General features: G+C 59.3%; 17 protein-coding genes. 6 read left to right on the top strand and 11 right to left on the bottom strand.

Annotation, left to right across the window (positions count from 1 at the left end):
* Positions 1 to 42: 42 nt before the first annotated feature.
* From K7A42_RS06950 to K7A42_RS06935, 4 genes are all read right to left on the bottom strand, one after another.
* Positions 43 to 1,146 carry a hypothetical protein gene (locus tag K7A42_RS06950; RefSeq protein WP_174150479.1) on the bottom strand — a complete coding sequence of 368 codons (1,104 nt, stop codon included), beginning with the start codon at positions 1,144 to 1,146 and terminating at the stop codon, positions 43 to 45.
* 262 nt (positions 1,147 to 1,408) lie between these two features.
* Entirely contained in the window at positions 1,409 to 2,947 is a 1,539-nt protein-coding gene (locus tag K7A42_RS06945; protein WP_234899139.1) for an ABC transporter substrate-binding protein, read from the bottom strand.
* A gap of 124 nt (positions 2,948 to 3,071) precedes the next feature.
* Positions 3,072 to 4,052, bottom strand: a complete 981-nt coding sequence (locus K7A42_RS06940; protein WP_004444768.1) for a mannonate dehydratase — start codon at positions 4,050 to 4,052, stop codon at positions 3,072 to 3,074.
* Between the two features lie 67 nt (positions 4,053 to 4,119).
* Positions 4,120 to 4,833: a FadR/GntR family transcriptional regulator gene (locus K7A42_RS06935; protein WP_004444769.1), complete on the bottom strand. Its 714-nt coding sequence runs from the start codon at positions 4,831 to 4,833 to the stop codon at positions 4,120 to 4,122.
* 206 nt (positions 4,834 to 5,039) lie between these two features.
* On the opposite strand from K7A42_RS06935, the gene K7A42_RS06930 reads away from it, so the two are divergent.
* Genes K7A42_RS06930 through K7A42_RS06915 form a run of 4 tightly spaced genes read left to right on the top strand, consistent with a single transcriptional unit; the run spans position 5,040 to position 8,530 of the window.
* Positions 5,040 to 6,068: an ABC transporter permease gene (locus tag K7A42_RS06930; RefSeq protein WP_022563795.1), complete on the top strand. Its 1,029-nt coding sequence runs from the start codon at positions 5,040 to 5,042 to the stop codon at positions 6,066 to 6,068.
* A complete protein-coding gene (locus K7A42_RS06925; protein WP_174150471.1) occupies positions 6,065 to 6,964 on the top strand; it encodes an ABC transporter permease in 900 nt (299 codons plus the stop codon). Before K7A42_RS06930 ends, K7A42_RS06925 begins: the two co-directional genes overlap by 4 nt.
* On the top strand, positions 6,951 to 7,796 hold the full coding sequence (locus K7A42_RS06920; protein ID WP_174150470.1) for an ABC transporter ATP-binding protein: 846 nt from the start codon (positions 6,951 to 6,953) through the stop codon (positions 7,794 to 7,796). The genes K7A42_RS06925 and K7A42_RS06920 overlap by 14 nt, the downstream gene beginning before the upstream one ends.
* Positions 7,793 to 8,530: an ABC transporter ATP-binding protein gene (locus K7A42_RS06915; RefSeq protein ID WP_034498002.1), complete on the top strand. Its 738-nt coding sequence runs from the start codon at positions 7,793 to 7,795 to the stop codon at positions 8,528 to 8,530. The genes K7A42_RS06920 and K7A42_RS06915 overlap by 4 nt, the downstream gene beginning before the upstream one ends.
* Positions 8,531 to 8,590: 60 nt before the next feature.
* Here K7A42_RS06915 and K7A42_RS06910 read toward each other — a convergent pair whose 3' ends face one another.
* From K7A42_RS06910 to K7A42_RS06880, 7 genes are all read right to left on the bottom strand, one after another.
* Entirely contained in the window at positions 8,591 to 9,643 is a 1,053-nt protein-coding gene (locus K7A42_RS06910) for an ABC transporter ATP-binding protein (protein ID WP_108081281.1), read from the bottom strand.
* A 17-nt stretch (positions 9,644 to 9,660) separates the two neighbouring features.
* Entirely contained in the window at positions 9,661 to 10,503 is an 843-nt protein-coding gene (locus K7A42_RS06905) for a carbohydrate ABC transporter permease (RefSeq protein ID WP_111814127.1), read from the bottom strand.
* Entirely contained in the window at positions 10,493 to 11,425 is a 933-nt protein-coding gene (locus K7A42_RS06900) for a carbohydrate ABC transporter permease (RefSeq protein WP_022563789.1), read from the bottom strand. Before K7A42_RS06900 ends, K7A42_RS06905 begins: the two co-directional genes overlap by 11 nt.
* Before the next feature lie 10 nt (positions 11,426 to 11,435).
* The gene (locus K7A42_RS06895) at positions 11,436 to 12,707 is read right to left on the bottom strand and encodes an ABC transporter substrate-binding protein (RefSeq protein WP_174150469.1); all 1,272 of its coding nucleotides are present in this window, start codon (positions 12,705 to 12,707) and stop codon (positions 11,436 to 11,438) included.
* Positions 12,708 to 12,756: 49 nt separating this feature from the next.
* Positions 12,757 to 14,358, bottom strand: a complete 1,602-nt coding sequence (locus K7A42_RS06890) for an FAD-dependent oxidoreductase (protein WP_174150478.1) — start codon at positions 14,356 to 14,358, stop codon at positions 12,757 to 12,759.
* A 5-nt stretch (positions 14,359 to 14,363) separates the two neighbouring features.
* Positions 14,364 to 15,434, bottom strand: a complete 1,071-nt coding sequence (locus tag K7A42_RS06885; protein WP_135856277.1) for a LacI family DNA-binding transcriptional regulator — start codon at positions 15,432 to 15,434, stop codon at positions 14,364 to 14,366.
* A gap of 199 nt (positions 15,435 to 15,633) precedes the next feature.
* A complete protein-coding gene (locus tag K7A42_RS06880) occupies positions 15,634 to 16,371 on the bottom strand; it encodes a prolyl oligopeptidase family serine peptidase (RefSeq protein ID WP_174150468.1) in 738 nt (245 codons plus the stop codon).
* Between the two features lie 412 nt (positions 16,372 to 16,783).
* Here K7A42_RS06880 and K7A42_RS06875 point away from each other — a divergent pair, with 412 nt between their 5' ends.
* Positions 16,784 to 18,850, top strand: coding sequence for an ATP-dependent helicase (locus K7A42_RS06875; protein WP_174150467.1), 2,067 nt, complete (start codon positions 16,784 to 16,786; stop codon positions 18,848 to 18,850).
* A 237-nt stretch (positions 18,851 to 19,087) separates the two neighbouring features.
* Positions 19,088 to 20,026, top strand: coding sequence for a tyrosine-type recombinase/integrase (locus K7A42_RS06870; protein ID WP_282455029.1), 939 nt, complete (start codon positions 19,088 to 19,090; stop codon positions 20,024 to 20,026).
* Positions 20,027 to 20,064: the final 38 nt, after the last annotated feature.

Below are 20,064 nucleotides of genomic sequence, written 5' to 3'. Positions count from 1 at the left end.
ACGCTTTTGGCAAACCGACCCGACGGCAAAAAGGAAAACCCTTTATTTCCAGCTTTGATAATCCGCGGCGGCGCAGCCAAACGGAGCCCGGCCGTCAGAGAAGCGTTCTTGCAGGCGGGCGCAGCCCCACTCGTTGAGTGCCGCCGGCAGCATGTTGTTGATGTCCATGCCGGGGGAATTGAATTGCGACGGAGCGCTTGTGACATACCACAGCCAGTAGCCCATCACCGCCACGATGATGACGGCGAGGATGGCGACGAAAGTCCCGAGCCGGCGCAGGAGACCGGGCCCCTTGTTCATCGACGCGGCCTGGGCGGCGGCAGCCTCCTGTGTCTCGTGCGCGACCATCGGGGCGAGCGATGCGAGAGCTTCCGCCCGCTCCTGTTCCGTCAGGTCGATCCGCTCCAGCTGATCGTCAAGCAGGACAGGCAAGGCGCCGTTACCATGCAGGACTGCAAGTGCCACATCCTGTTTGCCGGTATTGCCGATGACAACGGGAATGCGACCCCGTTCCAGATGCGTGAAGGATTGCCGCTTGGTTTTATCGTCTCTGACCGTATCGGCATAGGTCACGAAAAGACGGCTGCGTTTTTCTGCAACGGCCGTCAGCGCCACCGGAATAACGGTCAAGGGCGCCGGGTTGCGTAGCTGCAGGCGGACCCGCAGCATACGGACAAGTGTGAACAGCATGGCGAGACTGCCGAAACCAAGCAGAAAGACGAACACGCCGAGTGTGATGATGCGGTTCCAGAGCATGTCCAGACCCAGCGAAATCGTTGCGAGTTCCGGGTTCTTCGCGGAGATGACCAGCCCGGTTTCGTAATCGCCGGAATGGAGATCGACGAACATGACCTCGACATCCTTCTTGTAGCTCACGCCCGCATGGTCGTAGGAAAGATTGGCCTTGCAGGTCGTGAAGATCGCCTTGCGTGTCTTGCAGCTGCCGCTGATATCGCCGTTTTCAATCTCCAGCGGATCCTGGCTGATCTTGTAGTCACGCACGACACCCGGGCCTTCGGCTACCAGCATGACAATCGTGATTACGAGAAGCACGGGAACGGAGAAATAATAGGCTGCCGGCACCGAAATGACGCCACGTTTGAGGCTGAGTGGCCGAGACGGAAGTTTTATCTGTGCAAGGTTCATAGTCGTCAACGCATTCTTCGGGAGGTAGGTGAGCGGAGTTCGCGACTCTCGCCCGACGGAAGGAAAAGTTGCCGCACGGTCTAAACCGATGAAGTCCTTGAGAAAACCCCCTGAAATTACGGGATGGCGCACGACTATCTCCCGTACCGGCGCTGTATGCCTGGTCAATGTGCGGGAGAAGACTCTGGCGCATTGGCCCAGTCACGCATAAAAACGGGCGGTAAAACCGCCCGTCACCTGTTTCGCAAACTATGCTTTGCCGTCAGTCCTTCGTGACCTTTTCAAGCCGGGTCGTCTGGCTGGGGTGGCCCACATAATCCTTGACGCGTGCATTCAGCACGATCGGCTCGAATCTCTCGAACATCGGCAGCACCGCCGGCTTCTGCGCGACGAACATTTCCTGCATCTGGGTGTAGATTTCCCCGCGCTTCTTGGCATCAGGCTCGAGTGACGCCTTTGCCGTGAGCGCGGTCAGTTCCGGAATATCCCAGGCCGAGCGCCAGACGAAATTGCCGGCATTGTTGGCGGCAAGCGAGTTGTCCGGGTTGCTGGAGAACTGTTCCATCGAGCCCAGAACATTCGGCATGTAGGCTCCGGTCTGCGGAATGAGCAGATCAAAATCCCGCGCGCGGTGCGCGGCAATCACGTCCGAGCCGTTACCCTGCTGGATATCGACCTTGATACCGATCTGGCTGAGCGTGGCCTGGATCGCGGTGGCGAGGTCGATGCGCGGCGTCTGCGCGATCGTCTTCAGATTAAGCGTGAAACCGTTCTCGTAGCCGGCCTCCTTGAGGAGCGCTTTTCCCTTCTCCACGTCGAGCTTCCAATCCGGGCTCGGAATGGCATATTCGAAATTCTCTGGTACCGGCACCGTGCGCGCCCGGCCGTAGGGACCCATGATGGTTTTTTCCATGCCCTTGTAGTCGATGCCGTAGGCGATCGCTTCGCGGACCTTGGGGTTGGACAGGGGCTCCTTGCCGGCATTCATGGACAGGACGTAAAAACCGCCCGTCGGCACACGCTGGATCTGGAAACCGTCCTTGTTGTTGAAGGTCGCAAGATCCGCAGCCGTCAGCGCGCTGGCGATGTCGATATCGCCGCGCTCCAGCATCAGGCGTTCAACCTGGCTTTCCGGCACATGCCGCACGATGACGCGGCGCATTTTGGGGCTGCCGGCCACATAGTCCTTATTCGCCTCCAGAATGATGATCTCATTCGGCGACCAGCGGTTGAGCGTGAACGGGCCGGAGCCGGCCGAATTCGTTCTCAGCCATGCATTCCCCCAGTCATCATTGACCTCGTGGGACTTCAGTTCCTTGCTGTCGACCACGCTGGCAATGACCATGGCGAGGCGATAGAGCAGCAATTCCGAAGTCGTTTCACCCGAAAGATCGACGCGAACCGTTTTTTCATCCGGAGCACTTACCAGCTTGTCGATGTTGTCGGCATTGTAGCCCACGCGCTTGAGGTTCGCTGCGGCCGCCTGGTTCATCTTCAGAAGGCGGCTGAGCGAATAAACCACATCGGCCGAGGTCACCGGGTTACCGGAGGCGAAATTCGCCTCGCGAAGATGAAAGGTGATGCCTTTCTCATCCGTTTCCCAGCGCTCGGCGAGCTGCGGCGAAACCTTGCCGGAACCGTCCACCGAGATCAGGCGATCATAAAGATTGGCCATGATTTCATTGGCTTTTGCCTCGGTGGCCTGATGGGGGTCGAGTGACAGCACCTGGGCCAGCGACGTGCCGATAACCAGCTGGTCGTTGGGGGTTTTGGCCGCGACGGGCGATCCCTGCACGAGCATAGCGCCAAGAACGGTGGTGAATGCGAGACGGATCAATGTTTTTTTCATACCTGCTCCTCCTACAGATCGGTAATTGATGTTCGGGAAAAGCCGCGACGCAGCGGGGCGTCGCGCGCCAAAACGGTCAAAGATGTTTGTTATCAAGTGCTTCGATCAAGGCTGCGATGTAGCCGTAGCAGAAGGCGAAAGCGACGCCGACGGGATCGCGTCCGGCAATCGTCGGCACATGGTCCGGCATGATCATGTAGCGATAACCGAGTTCGTGATAGAGTTTCAGCGAGCGCACCATGTCCATGTCCCCCTCATCGGGGAAAGTCTCCATGAAGGACAATTTCCCGCCGCTGATGTTGCGGAAGTGGACGTTGAAAATCTTGTCGCGGCTGCCGAACCAGCGGATGATGTCGTCGATCTCCTCGCGCGGATCATCAAGCATCTCGCCGATTGACCCCTGGCAGAAATTCAGGCCGTGATAGGGGCTCTCGCGCATCTGCACGAACTTCTTCAGCCCATCGACCGTTCCGAGCACACGGGTTACGCCCCTGTAGCCTGGCGGTGTATAGGGATCATGGGGGTGGCAGGCGAGACGCACCCTGTTGCTTTCGGCAACCGGCACGACCCGTTCAAGGAAGTAGTCGATGCGTTCCCAGTTCTCGTCTTCGGACAGGACGCCGGCGAGGCCCGGTGCGGCATCATGGTCCGCCTTGTCCCAGCGCCATGCCTCGTTGAGCGAACCGCCACGGCCGCGCTCCATCTCCGTGCGCGGAATACCAATGAGGTTGAGATTGTATTTCGCGGCAGGAATTCCGGCCCTCGCGATATTTTCGATCATCGCGCAGACGGCATCGATCTGCCGGTCGCGATCCGGGCCGGCAAGCAGGATATCGGGATATGACGCCTGCTCGATGGGCCGGGACGGCAACGGCAGTTGCACCATATCGAGGACAAGGCCAAAGCTTTCGACCTTGTCACGGTGGCGCTCGAAATCCTCGAAAGTCCAGCTCGCGGGTGCTCCGGGCGGATCCGCGCTGATGTTTTTGACGCCGAGCTGCGCCCAGACCTTGTAATCCTCGTCATCGCGCGCAGCAACCTGGGTGCCGACATACATCGATTCTCTCCTCTCTCCATGCAAGTCATCATATGACATCGCATGAAATAAGATGAGTGTCGAGATGCTATTGCGCCTCCGAGAGCAGCCTGTATCGCCGCTGGCTTGCCAGCATGTGTTCACGCATGGCTTTTCGGGCCGCATCGGGATCCTGCTCGACGATGGCGCGCAGGATTGCCTCGTGCTCGGCCTGGACTTTGCGAAGATAATTCGCGTCGCCGGTTTCAGGCAGCGTTGGGAACTGCCCACGCGGTATCGAGCGTGAACCGAACTGGCGCAATGCCTCCAGATAGAAGCGGTTATTGGTTGCGGTCGCGATGGCCGAATGGAATTCGTAATCCGCATCGACGGTCGATTCGCCAGCGTCGATGGCACGGGCCATTTTCCGGTGCGCCGCCGAGATTGCCGCTTCCTGCTGGGCCGTCCGGCGATAGGCTGCGATCGCCGCCGCCTCCCCTTCCGTTGCCAGGCGGAACTCCAGCATTTCCAGCGTCTCGGCAATGGTGCCAACTTCAGACTGCGTCAGTTTCACGCCGGCCCATTCACTGTCGCTACTGACAAAAACCCCCTTGCCCTGGATAGGGACGACGTAACCGGCAGAACGCAAATCGGCAATCGCTTCGCGGACCACCGTCCGGCTCACGCCATAAGCGCGTTCCAATTGCGGCTCCGTGGGAAGCTGGTCGCCATTTTTCAGTTTTCCACTGCGAATTTCTGCGCTGAGATTATCGATGATCTGTTGCGCCCGCCTCTCCCGCGGCCTCGCTTTGTCGCCAATCATGCCAGTCTTCCCTCTTGCAGAATATGAATCCCTTCGTTACTCATATGATGACGTGGCGGCACGTCATATGTTTTCATGTTAACTCAGGGAGGGGTTGGGATGAAGTACCATCAAGAGTTTTTACAAAAGAGAATTGCGCGTCTGCGGCGAGCAGCGGGCAGAGGGCCGGCCGCTGACGGATTTCTCTCAAGGAAGTGCGGCCAGCAATGACGGAGATTTCACTGCGCGGGCTTGGGCATCGTTTTCTGCAACTGATCGTCAGCCTCTTCATCCTGCTCTGCATCACCTTTATCATAGGCCGTGTGATGCCGACCGATCCGGTCGGAGCAATCGTCGGCGAGCTTGCCGATCCAAAGGCCTATGAGGCCATGAGGGCGCGGCTTGGCCTTGATCTGCCACTTTATCAGCAGTTCTTCATTTATTTGCGTGGCCTGCTGCATGGGGATTTCGGTATCGCGATCCTGACGGGCAATCCCGTGACGCGGGATCTGGCGCAGGCCTTCCCCGCAACCTTCGAACTCGCGACCCTGGCGATCATCATCTCGACAATCATCGGCGTTCCCCTCGGCCTTGCCGCAGCCCTGTTTCGCGATACGTTCATCGACAAGTTCGCGCGTGTCTTTGCGCTGGTTGGACATTCGATACCTGTTTTCTGGTTCGGCATTGTCGGGCTCGTCATTTTTTATGCCAGTCTCAATCTGGTCGGAGGGCCCGGCCGGGTGGACGTGTTCTACGAGGGTCTGGTGGAACCCAGAACCGGCCTGATGCTGGTCGACAGCCTGCTTGCGGGCGAGACGGAAATCTTCTGGAACGCGCTCGGGCATATCATCCTGCCGGCCGTAATCCTTGCCTATATGGCCATGGCCTATATCACCCGCATGACGAGGGCCTTCACCCTCGAACAGCTGAGCCAGGACTACGTCATCGCGGCGCGGGCCAAAGGTGTCAGCCCCGCACGCACCATAACCCGCCATGTACTGCCCAATATCGCCGTGCAGCTCATCACCGTTCTGGCAATTTCCTACGGCAATCTGCTGGAAGGCGCCGTGGTGACCGAGATCGTCTTTTCCTGGCCGGGCATCGGCCAATATATGACCAATGCGCTGCTCATCGGCGACATGAATGCAATCCTCGCCGCCACGATCGTCATCGGCTTCATATTCATGTTGCTCAACTTCCTCGCCGATCTGGCCTACACCACGCTTGATCCCCGCACACGGGAGGCCGCACGATGACCGATATCGCGCAAAACAATACCGTTGATCGCCCCGGCGCCCTGTCGCGCCTGTCGACAACAACTGTGCGGACACTTAGGAAGCTCGCAGACGAGCCACTTGGGATGTTCGGCTTCGCCATTCTGGCGGTTCTGGTACTGGTCGCCATTTTCGCTCCGCTCATTGCGCCTTACGATCCTGCCCGCCAGGCGCTCGAAAACGCGCTCCAGCCTCCCAGCTGGGCGCATCTGGCCGGAACCGACGAATTCGGCCGCGACATTTTCAGCCGGCTCGTCTACGGCACCCGCATCACCATCCAGACGGTCCTGTCGGTCTCGGTCATCGTCGGTCCGATCGGCCTTGCGATTGGCGGCATGGCCGGTTTCTTCGGCGGGCGCACCGATGCCATCTTAATGCGCGCGACCGATATCGTCCTCTCCTTCCCCTCGCTCGTGCTCGCACTTGCCTTTGCGGCAGCGATGGGAGCCGGTCTCGGAACAGCGATCATCGCGATCTCGCTGACGGCGTGGCCACCGATTGCGCGTCTCGCCCGCGCGGAAGCACTGGTGGTGCGAAACACCGATTATGTGGCCGCCGCCCGCCTCTACGGTGCCTCGCCGCTGCGCATCCTGTTTCTCTATATCGCGCCGATGTGCATCCCTTCGGTCATCGTTCGCCTCACGCTGAACATGGCGGGCATCATCCTGACGGCTGCTTCGCTCGGTTTTCTCGGCCTCGGGGCGCAACCGCCGTTGCCTGAATGGGGTGCGATGATCTCCAGCGGCCGCAAATTCATGCTCGATTACTGGTGGGTCGCCGTCATGCCCGGCATCGCCATCCTGCTGACGAGCCTTGCCTTCAACATCGCCGGCGATACGCTGCGCGACCTTCTGGATCCGCGTCATGCCCGTTCCTGACAGCACTCCCATACTCTCGGTACGCGACCTCAATGTCCGTTTTGGGCGCAATGCCATTTCCGCCGTTTCCAACGTCAATTTCGACGTCGGCCGCGAAAGGGTCGGTATCGTCGGTGAATCCGGTTCCGGCAAATCCACCACCGGCCGGGCCGCCATGCGCCTTTTGCCGAAGAGCGCGACCGTGACGGCGGAGAAAATGGATTTTCTCGGCGAACCGCTGCTCACAAAAACCGAACGGCAGATGGGCGCGATCCGCGGCAGCGAGATGGCGCTGATCATGCAGGACCCGCGTTATTCGCTGAACCCGGTACTGCCCATCGGCAAACAGGTGGCGGAAGCCGCCGAACTGCATCTGGCGCTTACCGGCCAGGCGGCAAGGGCTGCTGCGCGCGACATGCTGCTGCGCGTACGTATCAACGATCCCGACCGCGTGATGGCGCTTTATCCGCACCAGATATCGGGCGGCATGGGCCAGCGGGTGATGATCGCCATGATGCTGCTCGCCAAGCCGAAGCTTGTCATCGCCGACGAACCGACCTCGGCCCTCGATGTCAGCGTGCGCAAGGATGTACTTCTGCTTCTGGACGAGATGGTGCGCGAGAACAATTCCGGCCTGATCCTCATCAGCCACGACATCCGCATGGTGGCGACCTTCTGCGAACGCGTGCTGGTCATGTATGGCGGGCGCGTGGTGGAAACGCTGACGAAGCTTGAAGATGCGCAGCATCCCTATACGCGCGGCCTGATCGCGGCCATGCCCGATCCCCGCAATCCGGTCAGGCGTCTCAAGGTGTTGGATCGTCAGGCAATCGATGCGGAGGTGATGCGATGATCACGGTAGACAAGCTCGACGTCGTCTACGGCGCCAAGGAAAAACGTAACCACGTCGTACGCGGCGTCAGCCTTACGGTCAACAAAGGCGAAACCCTCGGAATCGTCGGCGAAAGCGGCTGCGGCAAATCGACCTTGCTGCGCTCGCTGGCAGGTCTGGAGGGTGGCTGGACCGGCTCGATAAGCTTTAATGGAAAACCGGTCGGCAAGACCCGCAGCCGCGACGAACTGAAACTGGCCCAGATGGTGTTTCAGGATCCATACGGTTCGCTGCATCCTCGCCACCGCATCGGTCGGGCTCTGGCCGAGCCCATCCGCGCCATGGGGCTTGGCGACGGCTGGTCGAAGGTTCCCGCCGCCCTGCAACAGGTTGGCCTGCCCGCGCATTTTGCCGAGCGGTTCCCGCATGAACTTTCCGGCGGTCAGCGCCAGCGCGTGGCAATCGCCCGCGCGCTGATCCTCGAACCACCTATCCTGCTGCTCGACGAACCGACATCCGCGCTCGACGTTTCCATCCAGGCCGAAATCCTCAACCTTCTTGCCGACCAGCGCGAAGAACGCGATCTGACCTTTGTTCTCGTCAGCCATGATCTGGCTGTCATCGCCCATATGTGCGACCGCGTGCTGGTGATGCAGAACGGCGTTTTTGTGGATGAGCTGACCAAGGCCGACCTTGAAGCAGGCGTTACCCATGCCGCCTATTCAGGCGAGCTGTTCGAAAGTAGCTTTCTTTGAGATAATCGGTCGCGGAGATGGCTGAAGCGCGGCCGGACCTTTCTGGACGCGCGCCGGGGCTCAGTTCAGCCGATTGCCGTTCTCGTCCGAAAACAGATGAATGCCGTCCAAAGACGGGGATATCCTTATCTCCTCGCCGACCGCCTGGACTATGCGTTCGCGAAAAACGCCGAGCACCCGCGAACCACCCAGTGTCATGGTGACCTGCGTTTCCGATCCCAGCGGTTCGACGAGCAGGATCTCGGCCGGTACGCCCGCGGGATCAAGGGCGAAATGCTCGGGCCGGATGCCATAAGTCGCCCCCTTTCCCGCAAGAGCGGCGGCAGCGGCCGGCAATGGCAGGACCACACCGCCGGTTTCAAAACCGGCTTGCGATATCACGCCGGGCAGAAAATTCATGGAAGGTGAGCCTATGAAGCCGGCAACGAACTGGTTTGCCGGACGGTCGTAAAGTTCGAGCGGCGTCCCGACCTGTTCGACACGGCCGCCGTTCAGCACGACGACCCTGTCAGCCATCGTCATCGCCTCCACCTGGTCATGCGTCACATAAATCGTGGTGGTCCTGAGTTTCTGGTGCAAGGCCTTGATCTCGCCACGCATCACCACGCGCAGTTTGGCATCAAGGTTTGAGAGGGGTTCGTCGAACAGGAACACCTGCGGATTGCGAACGATTGCGCGGCCCATTGCAACGCGCTGGCGCTGACCGCCGGAGAGCTGGCGAGGATAACGGTCGAGCAATGCGGTGAGGCCGAGGATCTCCGCCGCCCAGTTCACCTTCTCGGCGATTTCCTGTTTGCTTGAGCCGCGATGCTCCAGCGAAAAGCCCATATTCGTTGCGACCGTCATATGCGGATAAAGAGCGTATGACTGGAACACCATGGCGATGTCGCGGTCCTTGGGATCGAGATCGTTGACGATCCGCTCGCCGATCTTGAGTTCACCACCCGTGATCGTTTCGAGACCGGCGACCATCCGCAGCAGGGTCGACTTGCCGCAGCCGGAGGGTCCGACGAGGACGACAAATTCGCCATCTCTGATATCGAGATCGACGCCGTGAATGGTTTTTACCGCGCCATAGCTTTTGCGGATGTCGGACAGGGTTACGTTAGCCATCGATTAAATCCGGTTCTTCAGCCCTTGAGGCCGGTATGGGCGAGGCCTTCGACGAACTGCTTCTGGGCAATCACGAAGACGATGAGCACGGGCAGCGCCGTCAGCGTCGCTGCGGCAAGCTGGATATTCCACATCGGTCCGCCATAGGCGTCGGTATATTGGGTCAGCGCCTGCGGCAGCGTGAACATCTCTGCGCTGGAGAGAAAGACGATGGGCTCAAGGAACAGGTTCCAGGAGTGCAGGAAGGTGAAGATCGCGACCGAGGCCAGCGCCGGTTTTGCCAGCGGCAGCGCGATCCTGCGGAATATCTTGAAGCGCCCGAGACCATCGACGCGCGCCGCCTCTTCAAGCTCGGCGGGCAGCGTCACGAAGAACTGCCGCATGACGAAAGTGGCAAAAACACTGGGCGCACCGAAGATCGGCACAAGAATGAGTGGCCAGTGTGTGTTGACCATGCCCGCCTTCAGAAACATCTGAAACAGCGGCACGATCGTGACTTCCGACGGAATGAGCAGGCCAAGCAGCACGACCATGAAAATGAGATTTGCGCCCGGAAACCGGATCCGCGCAAAAGCATAGCCTGCCATGGACGATATGATCATCGTTCCTGCCGTCACGACAGCTGCGATATAGGCGGAATTCCAGTATTGCCGCACGAAAGGCTGCAACTCGAAGACCTTGGAATAGCTCGTCCAGTCCTGGTTTTGCGGGAAGAATTGCGGCGGGAAGGCGAAGATATCACTGATCGGCTTGATCGATGACGTCACCATCCACCATGTCGGAAAGACAAACGGGATCAGGAGCACGCACAACAACCCGTAAAGAGCGACCTGCATGCGTGGGGAAAGGTCAGCTTTCATAAAAGACGATCCTCTTGCGCATCTGCCACTGGGCGAAAGTCAGCACGGCGACGATCACAAACAGCAGGATGGACAGCGTCGAGCCGTAGCCGAAGAAATGAAACTGGAAGGCCTGCTGATAGAGGTAATAGACCAGCACCGTGGTCGAGAGACCTGGCCCCCCCTGGGTCAGAACTGCGATCTGCGCAAAAACCTGCAGCGAGCCAACAATCGTAATGATCGAGGTTAACAGGATCGTCGGACTGATCAGCGGCAGGGTAATGCGACGAAACTGCTTGAAGGCGGGCGCGCCGTCAATGCGGGCCGCCTCGTAGAGTTCTTTCGGCACACCCTGAAGTGCTGCCAGAAACAGGATCATGTTAAGCCCGACATTCTTGAAGACCTGGACGACGATGACTGAAATCATCGCGGTCGTTTCCTCGCGCAGCCAGTTGGGGCCTTCGATGCCGGCCATCAGCAACATGCCGTTGATGCCGCCATTTTTCTGCAACAGGAACCCCCAGACGATCGTCCAGGCAACCAGCGAGACGACGACCGGCGAGAAGAACAGCGTCCTGAATATCGCGATGCCAGCCAGTTTCTGGTTCAGCAATACGGCCAGAAGCAACGCCAGTGACAGGTTGAACACGACGAGCCCGGCCGAAAAAATCGCCGTCGCGCCAAGGACGTCGCGAAGATTGCTGTCCTCGACCAACATCCGGTAGTTCTGCGCACCCGTATAGGTGAAGGTGTTGGCGAGCACATTCCATTCATGCAGCGAATACCAGAACACCAGCCCGAGCGGGATCAGAACGAAGATGACGATGCCGATCAGCTGCGGGGCGATGAACAGGAATCCCGCAAGGCTGTCGCGCCGCGCGATGGTCCAGAACGCCGGGGCCGGACGATCCTGAGTACGGGCAATATCCTGCGCGACAGCCATGGTTTTCTCCTCAGCGCTTCAAGAGCGGCCCGATCTGGCCGCAGATTTTTTGAAGCGCGCCGGCCACATCGGCCTGCGGCCGCCAGACGGCGTCGAGGTTCGAACGCACGATCTGCTGGATCTGGGCAAAACCGGTATGGCCGGGCATGACCTTGCCGGTCGAGATGCCGGAGATGACAACCTTTTCGATCTGCTCCTCGCTGAGCAGCGGGTTCGTCTTTTTCAGCACCTGCGCATTCAGCAAAGACTTGCGCGCTGAAGGGAAGAACTGGCTGAGTTTGGCGGAATTTTCCGGATTGGTCATGTAAGCCACGAATTGCGCCGCGGTCTCGGCATTCTTGCCTGATTGCATGACGCCGATACCAGCCTGGCCGATCAGCGCATAATCGCCCGCAGGGCCCTTCGGAAGAGGCACTAGGTCCCAGCCAAATGGCTTGTCCTTCGGCAGAAGCGAGGCACGGCTGATCTGAGTAATCGTCATCGCCGCATTGCCAGCAAAGAAATCGACCGTCTCGCCGGGGCCCGGAATGGCCTTCTTGTCGAAGATGGCGTCGTGGATGAACGAAATGGCGTCCGCCATCGGCTTTTCCGCCATGGTGCAGGTGGCGCCGTCAGCGCTCCAGGGTGAAGCCCCCCAGCCATTCCAGACGGAAGTGAGATATTGCCAGCTCTGGTAATTGAAATCGCGGACGACAAGCCCGCCCTTTCCGGTCTTGGCGACAGCCGACGCCGTGGCGATGGCGTTGTCCCACGTCCATTCGCCGGCAGCGATCATGCCGGCAGGGGTTTTGGCACCGGCAGCCTTGATAAGATCGTTATTGACGAAGACGGCGAAGGGCGAGGTCGAAAACGGATAGGCGTAAAGCGTACCGTCCTGGGACCAGCGTTCCGTGGCGCCGGCACCCACCTCCTCAAGATTATATCCCGGCGCAGCCTTCAGTGTGTCCGTCAGCGGGTAGAGCGCCCCGGACTTGACGAAATCATAAGCCGACGTCTCGAAAATCCAGGCCATGTCAGGTGCGTTGCCGCCCGCGATCTGTGTGGTGAGTGCAGTCGTGTAGGTATCGAAAGGCAGGGACTCATAAGTCACGCTGACATTTGGATGATCCTTGTTGAAACCGGCTGCGATCTCGTTGAAGAGCTTGAGATGCGCCTCGTTGGCGCTCCAGATCGTCATGCGCAGATTAACCGCATCCTGCGCAACCGCTCCGCCCGCAAACGCAAACGAGCCAATCAGGGCAAGCGCACAGGCCGTGGATTTCAGTTTAAAATGATTGTTCATTCCCGGTCCTCCTCCAAAGATGGGTTCGATGAGACGGCAAACCGCCGTCCTAATAGGCCGCGATATCAGGCCAGCGTATTTCGATGCCCTCACGGGTCAGCTGCGTCTGGAAGGCTTCCAGGCGGTCATCGTCTTCCTGCACCTGATGCGGCGTGACGCCATTTTCCAGGCAGTGCGCCGCAAGCATCCCGGCCACTTCGCCGATGTTCCATTCGACCGGATGCAGGCGGTAGCAACCATTGGTAATATGCGTCGTGCCGATGTTCTTGCCGGCCGGGATGAGATTTTTCACCCGCTGCGGGATCAGCGCACCGAGCGGAATTTCAAACGGACAGGATGGCACGTCGATGTAGTTGTCGCCGCCGGTGGATGGATGCAGGTCGATGCGGTACATACCGATACCGATGCTGTCGCGATAGCGGACCGCGCCCCTTTCACCGCGAACCGTGTAGGAAAGATCCTGCTCAACGATGCGCGTCACCGGCTTGATACGGCGGCTCTCGCGAATGTAGGGCGCCATGGCGAGCCCATGGTCGGTACCGGTGATATCTCCACGCAGCCGAAGCCCGCGGAACCCCTGCCCGCCATCAAGACGCGGCGCTTCCGTCTGCAGCCAGTAGAAGACCGAATAAGAAAGATCTGCCGCCGCCTTCAGGTGGCGCGCCTTTTCTCCCTCGGTCACATCGATGATCGTGCCATCCATGTAATCGATCATCGGCCAATTCACGAGGCAGATATCCGACTGATAGAAGCCGGGCGCAAAGTTTTTCCGCGCCGCGATGCGCCGAAAGATCCAAAGATTCTCATCACCGCCGCCCTTGCGCTGGTCGGCATCGACCAGCAGCGGGTTATCATCGGGATTTGGCGTGAAGGAGCGGGTGGTATGCTCCAGCGTGCGCGGATGCGGCGCGGTGAAGCCGAGGAGCGGACCACCCCAGAAATGCGGCTGATAAGAGCGCCAATAGTCGTAGTTCTCAGGCTTGTCGATCGTCTGGTCGCCATCGACGTGGTCAATGGCAAAGCAGATTGAGACAGCCTGCACATTGTCCGGTTGAGCGTGCTCTGGCGCGCTCGGTTCTTCCGTGTCCGACTGCGCCTCAAAACCCTTGGCATATTCCGTGCCGGTCATCGGCAGCAGATCGCCAAGTTCGGTGGCGTCGAGTACGTAATCGGCGGATATGACGATTTCAGCGCCGCCGTCGCGATGGCGGAGGGTCACGGAGCGAACCAAGTCCCCGTCCACATCGGCCCCGACGGGACGCCAGGGCTTGAGTATCGTCAGGCGACCTGCGCCAATATATGGCATCAGCATGCTTTCCATGACCGCGAGGCTGACACGCGGCTCGGCGCAGATGCGGCTCACCCATCCGCCGCCCGGATTAAGGTCGCCCCACGCGCGCGCGCCTTCCGTCAGCGGATAATGGTCTCGATAATATTGCCGCACACCGTTGCGCAGCGCCCGGTAGGACCGGGTGATGCCGAACTGTTCAACCCATGTATGCTCGTCCGAGGGAACGGCCTGACTGGTCAATTGGCCGCCGATCCAGTCGTATTCTTCGGTCATGATCACGCGTTTGCCCGCTCGTGCGGCAGCCAGTGCCGCCGCTACGCCGCCAAGGCCGCCACCGACCACGAGAATATCTGCTTTCATGTCTTTCACGACGTCACATCCGTTTTGTTCACTGAGGACTTGTTTGCCGAGCCGGTCGGGGCCCGCCCCAACGTCTCTCCCTTGACGGGTTCACATTTGAGAAGGATCTGCCCACCGGCGCTGCCGGTCTCGATGCGGTTGACCAGCATGGCGGTTGCCTGCCGCCCCATCTCCTCGCGCGGAATTTCATAGGAGGTGAAGCGCACGGGGCTGCGAGCGGCCCTGATATGACTGCCAAGCACGATCATCGAAAAGGCGTCCGGCACGACAAGCCCCCTCGCCCGCGCCAGCGCCTCCACGCGCACGGCATCGGCCAATTCTATGAAGAAGGCGACTGTGGCCCCGCTCTCAATGATGGCATCGAGTATTTTCTCGGCCGGGCGGTTGACCGCCTTGATATGCAGGGCAATCGTGGCCGCATCTGCGAGCGCCGCGCTGAAACCTTGCCAGCGATCGGCAATCGATTCTGCCGGACCATGAGGGCCGATATAGGCAAGCCTGGTGTGTCCGAGCGCGATGGCGTCTTCGACAAGCTGACGCGTGCCCGCGGCGTAGTCACCGCCGACATAGGGAACCGGCCCACCCGCATCTTCACGCCGGCCGATCGCGACGAAGGGATAGTCTTCCGAAACCAGCCTGGCGAGTTCCTTGCGATCAAACTCGCGGCCGAGAACAAGACAGCCGTCCGCAATCCGAAGCCTGTTGCCTTCCGAGAAAATCTTGCGGTTATCGCCGACACCGGCGCTCGTCAGCAGCAGAAGATCATAAGCCTGCTGCTGTGCCTCTTCTTCGATACCCAGCAGGAAGGGCGTGAAGAAGTCAGCCTGGGCGCTCGGGAATGCTGGCTCATAGGTGAAAACGCCGAGGATCCGGTTCAGCCCCTTGGCCATGCGCCGCGCAATCGGATCGGCAACATAACCGGTCTGGCGAATGACGGCCTGCACCCTTTCCCGGGTTTCGTCCGGGATGCGCGCGACCGCAGCCGGCGCGCCGTTCAGAACAAGCGACACCGTTGCCTGGCTGACACCGGCAAGCTTGGCGATATCGTTCTGCGTGAGACGTCTGTGACTGGACACGCCATGCCCTCCTCCGGCATCCGTTCCCTGCTAATACGTATTAGCAGCTAATGCGTATTAGCACCATCTCCGCGTAGGGAGTCAAGCGATAAAGTGCATTCGCTGAAAGGGTCGCACATTATCGCAAGCCCGCGCTGCAATGGCAAAACGCGGCAGAAACGGCAATGTCAGCTGTAAAAAACAGCGGTTGGCCCGGATTTTATGGTTCCGAGGATGCTTTTTCGCCCGCAAGCTTCTGCTCAAGCAACCAAGTCCACATCGCCTCGTCGTTCAGCACCTTTCCCTCGACCGCCTGATGGTCCGTGTCCTCAAACACGGTAAGCCGGACATTGCGTTTCAGCTCCTTCAGACGTTGCACGAGCACCACCGTATCGGATAACGGGATAACCTCGTCATTTGCACCATGAAAGGCCCAGAAAGCCGCCTTCTCGTTCGTTCGATTGAGGTAGTGCCGAATGCCGCCGCCGGCAATCGGAACCACCGCGGCGAAAGTTTGAGGAAACTGCTCTGCCATGGACCATGCGCCGAACCCGCCCCGGCTATAGCCGATCAGATAGATGCGTTCCCGATCCACCCGGTGGTTGGCCACCACCGCTTCAAGAACGCTTGCGACACGCTCGATCGGATAAAGTAGTTCCTCGCTCGGATTTTGGGGTGAAAACACCAGGAAGGAAAACTCACGTCCGTCCTCTATCATTTTCGGCAAGCCGCTCGACCGTAACTTTTCGACGTCGCTGCCGCCCTGATCGCCGCCATGCAGCCAGACGACAAGAGGATAGGTCTTGTTCGAGCCGACGTAATCCTTGGGCGTATAAAGCAGGTAGTTGAGGTCAGAAGCGATGGTGACATCGGATTTCATCGCTTTCTGTTCGGCCTGTGCAAATGTCGAGGCAGTGATTGCAGCCAGAGCGATCAGGCAGAATTTAAGTCGTCTCATGATTTTTTCCTCCCAGTGAATAAGGCTCTTCCGTGGTAATGACCGTTAAACCCGATCGGGTTCAACGCTCCCGGAAAAAGCAGAAAAAGCGCCTCGGAACACATGAAATATCTCATCATTTCAAACCAATGAGACAACTGCCTCATCCGATTTCCGGCGAATGCGACGACAGCATATCCGCTTCCGCTGCTGAGGCAACATTCGCAGAAGAGACTTCGGAAGCCGACTGTCAGGTAATGGCGCCAACCGGACCTGTGCACCAAGGCCTTTACGTTCAGCATTTGTTCTGGCTTGCTGTTTGAGTCTTTGCTAATCATTGCGGCACGAAGGCGAAATGGCCGCGCGGGCTCAGTCGCCCGCCGTTTTCGGGCAGGCAACTTCGCCTGGGGCAAATATTGAGGATTAGTGCAGGATGGCGGTTGCCTATCTGGAAAAACTGAACGAGCAGCAACGCAAGGCCGTGGAGCATGGTGTTGGACTGGTGGATGGACATGTCGCCGGTCCGCTTCTGATCATCGCCGGCGCCGGTTCGGGAAAGACCAATACGCTGGCTCACCGTGTTGCGCATCTGATCGTGAATGGCGCCGATCCCCGCCGCATCCTGCTGATGACGTTCTCAAGGCGCGCAGCCTCCGAAATGGCGCGCCGTGTCGAACGGATATGCAAGCAGGTCCTCGGGGCAAACTCAGCAATCATGACAGATGCATTGGCGTGGTCCGGCACGTTTCACGGCATTGGTGCACGGCTGTTGCGCATCTATGCCGAGCAGATCGGCCTCAACATCGATTTTACCATCCACGACCGCGAAGACAGCGCCGACCTGATGAATCTTGCCCGGCACGAGCTGGGTTTCTCCAAAACCGAAAGCCGCTTTCCGACAAAGGGCACCTGTCTTGCGATCTATTCGCGCGTCGTGAATTCCCAGACACCACTCAAGGACATCGTGCGCCAGCATTATCCATGGGTTGCCAACTGGGAAAGCGAACTCAGGGAATTGTTTGCGGCCTATGTTGAGGCGAAGCAGGTCCAGAACGTGCTCGATTACGACGATCTTCTGCTCTACTGGGCCCAGATGGTCAGCGACCCCGTTCTGGCTGACGATATAGGCAACCGCTTCGACCATGTGATGGTCGATGAATATCAGGATACCAACCGGTTGCAGGCATCGGTGCTGATGGCGCTGAAGCCCGGTGGCCGCGGGTTGACCGTGGTGGGTGACGATGCGCAGTCGATTTATTCTTTCCGTGCGGCGACGGTGCGAAACATCCTCGATTTTCCGGCTTCCTTCAGCCCGGCGGCCGATATCATCACGCTGGATCGCAACTATCGCTCGACGCAGCCGATCCTTGCGGCTGCCAACGGCGTCATTGATCTCGCGCGAGAGCGGTTCACCAAGAATCTCTGGACCGAGCGGCAGTCGCTGGAGCGCCCGAAACTCGTGACGGTGAAGGATGAAACCGAGCAGGCGAACTTCATCATCGACCAGATCCTCGCCAATCGCGAGAGCGGCATGACACTGAAACAGCAGGCCGTGCTGTTCCGCACCTCCAGCCATAGCGGCCCGCTCGAGGTGGAACTGACCCGCCGCAACATCCCCTTCGTCAAATTCGGCGGCCTGAAATTCCTGGACAGCGCCCATGTGAAGGACATGCTGGCCGTGCTGCGTTTCGCACAGAACCCGCGCGACCGCGTCGCCGGTTTCCGGCTGCTGCAGATGCTGCCAGGCATCGGACCGAAGAAGGCTGGCAATATTCTCGATGCGATTGCGACAGACCCAGAGCCGCTGCTTGCCCTCGCCGAAATTCCGTCGCCGCCGAAGACCGGCGATGACTGGGCAGCCTTTACACAAATGCTTGTGGGCGTGCGGCAGGCGCCGAATGACTGGCCGGGCCAGATCGGGCAGGCTCGGCTGTGGTACGAGCCGCATCTCGAACGCCTGCATGAGGATGCGGACACCCGCAAGGCTGATCTGCTGCAGCTCGAGCAGATCGCCGGCGGCTACCCATCACGTGAACGCTTCCTGACCGAACTGACGCTCGATCCGCCCGATGCCACCAGCGATCAGGCCGGCGTCCCGCTGCTCGACGAGGATTATCTGAGCCTCTCGACCATCCATTCCGCCAAAGGCCAGGAGTGGCGCGCCGTCTTCATCCTCAATGTGGTCGACGGCTGCATCCCCTCCGACCTCGGTGTCGGTACCACCCAGGAACTGGAGGAGGAACGCCGGCTGCTCTATGTCGCCATGACTCGCGCCAAGGACAGCCTTTCGCTGATCACGCCCCAACGCTTCTTCACAGGCGGGCAGAGTCAGCAGGGCGACCGGTATGTTTACGCCGCCAGAACCCGCTTCATCCCGGCGACGCTGTTGCAATTTTTCGAAACGATGAGCTGGCCACTGGTATCGGCTGCCGCTTCCGAACGCAGCGCGCAGCAGATCCGCATCGATGTGGGTGCGCGAATGCGGGCGATGTGGAAGTAAAAGCGGTTTTTCCGGCAATATCCACCTCAGCGCAGCGCCGATCGACGGGACGGCTATTAAACAAAGATCCGTTTCCTCTCGGCCGTCCACCTTGATAGTACTCTTGGGGCGCTGAAATAGCTGACGAAGCCGAGGAGCGATCAGGCCGCGCCGCGGATCTGGATTCAGCGAACTTCTTGTGACAGCAGATCACTCGCTATACGTGAAAAACACGCCACGACCCAACAGACTGTCTTCGTGTTGTTCGTCGGCCCTCTGCTCAAGAACGACAAGGGCGAGCCAATTCAGCCGGGCGATCCACTTCTTGATGGCGCATTTAGGCAGGCTCACGAGCGGCGCCGAGCGCCCTCACCCACTAATTTGTCGACGCTCATAACGCTATATCGCGGCTCTTCAGATTTCCGCCACACCAAGGCTGTCACCCGTCAAGAATACGATCGATACCTTGACAAGATCCGGATGGAGTTCGGCCGCCTTTCCCTTGATGAACTCCAAAAACCTGCGACGCGCGGCAAGTTTAAGGAGTGGCGTGACGGCATGGCCGACAAGCCTCGCAGCGCAGACTTCGCATGGATGGTCTTGGTTCGTGTCCTGTCGTTTGCGAAAGACCGGGGAATAATTTCGGTCAACATCGCCGAGAGAGGCGGACGACTGTACCGATCGAAGAGACGCGATCGGACGTGGAGTGACACCGACGTGGCCGCGTTTGAGGCCGTTGCGCCTCCACACATGCGTTTAGCCATTCAGTTGGCCCTGTGGACCGGCCAGCGCAAAGGAGACCTTCTGCGGCTCTCCTGGAACAATTTTGACGGTTCCAATTTGCGGTTCTCTCAGTCCAAAACGAAGGCGCGCGTCTTGGTGCCTATGGGATCACTGGCTAGCGTCCTAAGCACTCAGATAGGCAATGGCACCATCCTTAAAAACAGCCGCGGCGGGGCCTGGACAAGCGATGGCTTCAACACCTCGTGGAGGAAATGTTGTGCGAAGGCTGGCGTCGTTGACCTCACGTTCCATGACCTTCGTGGAACGGCGATCACAAGGATGGCGTTGGCTGGCTGCACCGTGCCAGAGATCGCTGCAGTTAAGTGGCGAAAAAATCTAAATGTGATCGGGTACTTCGAAAAGTACTCCGCCACATACCTTCAACCTTGCATCGTGCTACGAAAGCCTCGCTAGGAACATTAAGCTCAGCAAATTTCAGCATGGAGATTTGC

The sequence above is a fragment of the Agrobacterium sp. InxBP2 genome (assembly GCF_026191755.1).
GTDB classification, from domain to species: domain Bacteria; phylum Pseudomonadota; class Alphaproteobacteria; order Rhizobiales; family Rhizobiaceae; genus Agrobacterium; species Agrobacterium pusense.
This window is presented reverse-complemented; position numbering and strand designations above follow the sequence as displayed.